The organism is Nitrosomonas mobilis, from assembly GCF_900103035.1.
Taxonomy (GTDB): domain Bacteria; phylum Pseudomonadota; class Gammaproteobacteria; order Burkholderiales; family Nitrosomonadaceae; genus Nitrosomonas; species Nitrosomonas mobilis.
Map to the genome: position 1 here is coordinate 1 of NZ_FMWO01000052.1, position 5,183 is coordinate 5,183.

Consider the following 5,183-nt stretch of genomic DNA (forward strand, 5'->3'; position numbering starts at 1 on the left):
AAATCAAAACGGCGATTGAAGCGATAGGAGAATTCTGCAAGATAGCGCTGTGCATACTTGGCGTGATTGAATGCATGGTAGGTTCCGCTGAAGGCAGTCTTGAGATTGCCAAGAAGCGTATTGACCCAGCGAAACTCGGCACGCTGCACAGCAGATTTGCCACTTCCCACAATATGGCGCTCATGCTGCGCGGCTGTATGCGTAACCGCCCCGAAACACCCCAAACCATCAGATACGACTCGTGCAGTAGATGACAGACATTCAGCCGACCACTGTTTGAGCGCTTCATATGTAAAACCCGCTACGGGAGTCAAGCGTATATAAAGTGGCTTCCCCTCGCTGTTTGTTTGTATTGCCGCTACAAATGGCGTCTTACTTGCCGCGCCCCGCCCGCGCTTTCCCGGCCTTTCACCTCCCAGATAAGCATCGTCAACCTCCACGCGTCCATCCAGACGGCGTTGCTCTTCGCGCAGCAGCATGGTCTGTAACAGCTTATGCTTGATCGACCATGCCGTTTTGTAACTTACCCCCAGCTGACGTTTGAGTTCCAATGCACTGACCGCATTCTTGCTTTGCGTCATCAAGTAAATGGCCAGAAACCAGGTTCTTAGCGGTAATTTAGTATTTTCAAACACGGTGCCGACAATTGAAGAACATTGGTAGCCACAATCCAGGCATTCCCATAGCTTGCGGCCGTTATGGGTACAGGAATATCGCTCCCCATCGCAGCGCAGGCATCTCCAGCCATGTGGCCACCTCGCAGCAAACAATGCTGCTTCACATTGTGCTTCCGTGCCATATTGATGCAGAAATTCATGCAGTGACAGGCCTGCCTGAAACTGAATTTTATTCATCGCCATTGCCATCCTCCTCTGATTTTGCTACGTTTCTTCGCAATTTGTAGATTTTACAAGATTTCTGAGAGAAGTAACTAATCAGGATGGGATTTTGGGCTGCATTGGAAGAAATTTATCCAGATACGCGGCAACAGCGCTGTTGGATGCATAAAACGGGTCGTGAAGAACTGCTGGCATTCTATGATTTCCCAGCAGCACATTGGCAGAGCCTGAGAACAGCAAATCCGATTGAATCGACCTTTGGTACGAGACGTCATCGGACAAAACGATCAGAAGGATGCCTGACCCGTGAAAGCATGCTGCACATGATATTCAAACTATCGGAATGTGCGGAAAAAAACTGGTGAAAGCAACGTGGATTTGAACACCTTGCCAAAGTCATTACAGGAGTGAAATTTAAAGATGAAATCGAGGTGACAGCAGACAATCAGGCCACCGCTTGATTAAATGGCTAAACACCAGATTTGACAATAACTCGCACAGTTTTAATAACAAGTGAGTTCCATATTTATCAATTTTGCTGGTTGGTAGAGTTTAATCTAGAGCAATTCGTTGTATTGGAAGAACACTCCCATTATTTAATGTAAGTTGATAGTAAAGATTAGACCACTCATTTGGTGGATTGAACTTTACTAATGGTCCGGGTGTTTTTTCGTGCGTATAAAATCCCTTAAGATAAGCAGATTTGCTGATATAGTTAGTTGTCATATTTACGTCAAATTTTAAGTCTAGATTGTTTTGAACCTTCCCTATTCTAATGGACTTTACTTTGAGCCAATCTAGTATGGTGTTTGGCTCTCCAGGAATTTCGCAACTAAATATTTTTCTCTGAAGTTCTTTATTTTTATGGCTCCTACAAAATAATTTGGGTACTCCACTAATAGTAGCTGCATTTTGTATGATCTCATCGACATTAAACACATAGTGATAAGGACCATAGCGCCTTCCTTCAGGTGTTTCAAAAGCAAGAGTAATAATACCGTTCTTCGGTTCTGGTGTTGATAATTGCTGCATTCCTCGATCATACTCAATAAGACCCATACCATCAGAGTCAATCAGAATAGTCCCAGATATTCCACCTAGATCATTACACGCACCAATACCTAGTCTAACTCTATAAGGAAAAGGGTGAAGTGTTAAATAAGGGTCCAACCATGCAATTGCATAAGGTGTATTCTCTTGATTTTCACCTTTTGCCGGTTCTAAAACAATCTTTGGTATTGTGCTGCCTGGCGGACCCCTATATTTTGTAACGGATACCGGAAATTCAATTTTTTCTTCTGTTTCGAATTCAATTCGAACCAGGATTATCTCTAAGGGTTTTAAGGATGGTATATTGTCTGGAACAGAAACACATCTGGCATTTTCCTTCAATACGAATCTGTTGGGCGAAATTTCAACACATGCCCGTTCAAGATCGATAACAAACTCATTGGACAAAGTCGATTTTCTAAAATAAATTTTCTTGGCATCGGTGCCGCAAAGATATTTCTCCATAGTCCAAGTATCTATTTCGCAACCGGAAAAAGAACATTTAATTGAATTTTTAAGATCTTTTTCTCGCTGTAACAATTTAGCATTTATTGCAAATTCTTCTTGTTTTTGCAGTTCTTTTAATCGACGTTGTTCATTTTCAAAATTTTTACTCGCTCGCAGCTTTCTTTGTTGCTCAGATAGCTGTTTCGAAAGCGTCAGCGAAATCTTATTTGCTAACTGATGGAGGATAAAGGTTGCCTGATGTCCATCTGAAAATGTTATATTTACCGAAGGTGAGATTGTTGTTATGTGATTATAAAGTGAAGTGGCTTCTGTCAAGGGAACTGGCTTTAAGTAAATATAAAACACATCACAACTATCTGCTTTGATTGTTACCAATTTATGCTGAAGTGTTGATTCAACCGGAATACATTTTTTGATCAATTCTTTTTCAGGAACTGGCCAAATTGGTACTGCTTTAAATCCATGTTTTGTAGCATCTTTTAATGTAATTGTACTGAATTGCGTCCGAAAGCCAAGATCTTTATATTCAATGTGCTTAGTCGAATACAAAAGCTCCAGTAATATACTTCGTGTATCATTTTTTCCTATTAAAACATTAGAAATCAAAATAATTGAACTAGCTATCAAGGCTCCAATTGCCACTAGCAATGCAATATACCACCCGTCTTCCATATCACTCGAGTCTGCTTGGCGATTCTCTATTACATTTGTTTCGGGGTCTTTATGAGAAAGAAATTTTAGAAGAATAAATAAGATAGCAATAACAGAGATAAAAAAAGCGAACTGAACAGAACCTTTCAGCAACGAAGCCAAATCAAGACCAAGCGCGATAAAACTAAGGCCTGTAACATAGCCCACCTTATGCTTGGCAATTCTTTCTTTTATAAGCGTTCCAAGTTCGTTAATTTTTTTATTAAAAAACATATAGTATCCGTAAGAATTAACCCTCTAATAGTGAATAAATGTTACCTCAGACTGGTTGTTTAGAAAAACCAAGATCACCCCCGCCCCATCTATTGTGACTCGATAAATCGGTTCATTTTTGTTATTACTTTCCCCCGCTGGGGATTAATCAATTTAACACGGAACCTGCCTCCACCAAGTCATCCCCGATCTTCCGCGCTTCACTTGTGCAGATACGGGTGGTCCCCTCTGACTTGGCTACATCAGAACCCGTGTTTGTGCTCGTTTTACTCGCTTTTTCTCTGGGGTTTTCAACCCCAGCGGGGGTTGTTTTTTAACCCTTGATAAAGCGAGGAAATAGCAATGAGTAATGAAATCAGTATTTATGTGGCGGATTTGGCGGCTTACAATAACGGCAAACTTCACGGCGTTTGGATCAACGCTACTGATGATCTGGACGACATCCAAGAGCAAGTCAATAGAATGTAGCCGAGAGCCCCAAAGGTTCGCGGAAGAATACGCTATTCATGGCTATGAGGGTTTTGAAGGTTACGAATTAAGTGAATATAAAGGGCTTAAAACAGCGCATGAATCGCTTGTTTCATTGAGAAGTACCCGGATTTTGGCGGGGAATTGTTGAACAATTTCGGCGGCAACCTGGAGGAAGCAAGAACGGCGGCAGAAGAAAATTATTACGGTTGCTACAAATCATTGGCTGATTTTGCAGAAGAACTGACCGAAGAGACTACGCAGATTCCTGAAAATCTGGCGTACTATATCGACTATGAGCGCATGGACCGGGATATAGAGCTAAGCGGCGATATCTTCACTATAGAAATGGCCTTCGAAGAAGTTCACATTTTCTGGAATCACTAAAAATTAGGCACTGCCTGCTTCAAGCAGGCAGTGCCTTTTTGTTTAAGGGGTGAAAATTCGCGCCGCCAAAACCCGTCGGCTTTCGGCGGCGGTGAGGCTGCGGACGGCTACGATTTTGTTCTCGGTGCTGTGCTTCTAACTGTTCAAGGCGTTGTTCACGCATGGCTTGATGCTGTGATTTATCATGTTCCAGTTCATCCAGCCGGTAGGATTTCAGCGCTTACAATCGCGTATTACGCGATTGTAAGGAACGGCGAATTTCGAGCTGATTAAAAATCAGCGTATCACGCTGCTGTTGCTGGTCTAATTTGACCTGCCAAGCGTCTTGTTCGTTGCTTTCTTCGATTTTGCGGCGTTTCCCAGTAATGAGCTCAAACAGACCGCGAAAGCCTTTGTTAAGATTATTGCGCCATACCTACTGTTTGTATTGCCAAAATATATTTCCTGATTAGTTACTTCTCTCAGAAATTTTGTAAAATCTACAAATTGCGAAGAAACGTAGCAAAATCAGAGGAGGATGGCAATGGCGATGAATAAAATTCAGTTTCAGGCAGGCTGTCACTGCATGAATTTCTGCATCAATATGGCACGGAAGCACAATGTGAAGCAGCATTGTTTGCTGCGAGGTGGCCACATGGCTGGAGATGCCTGCGCTGCGATGGGGAGCGATATTCCTGTACCCATAACGGCCGCAAGCTATGGGAATGCCTGGATTGTGGCTACCAATGTTCTTCAATTGTCGGCACCGTGTTTGAAAATACTAAATTACCGCTAAGAACCTGGTTTCTGGCCATTTACTTGATGACGCAAAGCAAGAATGCGGTCAGTGCATTGGAACTCAAACGTCAGCTGGGGGTAAGTTACAAAACGGCATGGTCGATCAAGCATAGGCTGTTACAGACCATGCTGCTGCGCGAAGAGCAACGCCGTCTGGATGGACGCGTAGAGGTTGACGATGCTTATCTGGGAGGTGAAAGGCCGGGAAAGCGCGGCCGGGGCGCGGCAAGTAAGACGCCATTTGTAGCGGCAATACAAACAAACAGCGAG

Annotated in this window: 5 protein-coding genes and 2 pseudogenes; 5 read left to right on the forward strand and 2 right to left on the reverse strand. The window is 43.0% G+C overall.

Annotation, left to right across the window (positions count from 1 at the left end; genetic code table 11):
- Positions 1-860 (reverse strand): IS1595 family transposase (locus NSMM_RS08560; RefSeq protein WP_090283480.1); only part of this gene is annotated, 860 nt, incomplete at its 3' end.
- Between the two features lie 80 nt (positions 861-940).
- On the opposite strand from NSMM_RS08560, the pseudogene NSMM_RS08565 reads away from it, so the two are divergent.
- A pseudogene (locus NSMM_RS08565) lies at positions 941-1,300 on the forward strand (transposase); the annotation flags it as partial.
- A 91-nt stretch (positions 1,301-1,391) separates the two neighbouring features.
- Here the strand turns inward: NSMM_RS08565 and NSMM_RS08570 are convergent.
- Positions 1,392-3,281 (reverse strand): hypothetical protein, encoded by a 1,890-nt coding sequence (locus NSMM_RS08570; RefSeq protein ID WP_090286598.1) that lies wholly within the window; start codon positions 3,279-3,281, stop codon positions 1,392-1,394.
- 342 nt (positions 3,282-3,623) lie between these two features.
- On the opposite strand from NSMM_RS08570, the gene NSMM_RS17255 reads away from it, so the two are divergent.
- From NSMM_RS17255 to NSMM_RS08580, 4 genes and pseudogenes are all read left to right on the forward strand, one after another.
- Positions 3,624-3,749 carry an antirestriction protein ArdA gene (locus tag NSMM_RS17255; RefSeq protein WP_218121054.1) on the forward strand — a complete coding sequence of 42 codons (126 nt, stop codon included), beginning with the start codon at positions 3,624-3,626 and terminating at the stop codon, positions 3,747-3,749.
- Positions 3,709-3,900: an antirestriction protein ArdA gene (locus tag NSMM_RS17260; RefSeq protein WP_483814933.1), complete on the forward strand. Its 192-nt coding sequence runs from the start codon at positions 3,709-3,711 to the stop codon at positions 3,898-3,900. The genes NSMM_RS17255 and NSMM_RS17260 overlap by 41 nt, the downstream gene beginning before the upstream one ends.
- On the forward strand, positions 3,894-4,136 hold the full coding sequence (locus tag NSMM_RS17265) for an antirestriction protein ArdA (protein WP_218121055.1): 243 nt from the start codon (positions 3,894-3,896) through the stop codon (positions 4,134-4,136). Before NSMM_RS17260 ends, NSMM_RS17265 begins: the two co-directional genes overlap by 7 nt.
- Before the next feature lie 523 nt (positions 4,137-4,659).
- Positions 4,660-5,183, forward strand: a pseudogene (locus NSMM_RS08580) (IS1595 family transposase); the annotation flags it as partial.

What these genes read in the sequence shown, in the direction of transcription:
- NSMM_RS17255 (WP_218121054.1), top strand. Translation starts at nt 3,624, where the DNA reads ATGAGTAATGAAATCAGTATTTATGTGGCGGATTTGGCGGCTTACAAT.
- NSMM_RS08570 (WP_090286598.1), bottom strand. Translation starts at nt 3,281, where the DNA reads ATGTTTTTTAATAAAAAAATTAACGAACTTGGAACGCTTATAAAAGAA.
- NSMM_RS17260 (WP_483814933.1), top strand. Translation starts at nt 3,709, where the DNA reads ATGATCTGGACGACATCCAAGAGCAAGTCAATAGAATGTAGCCGAGAG.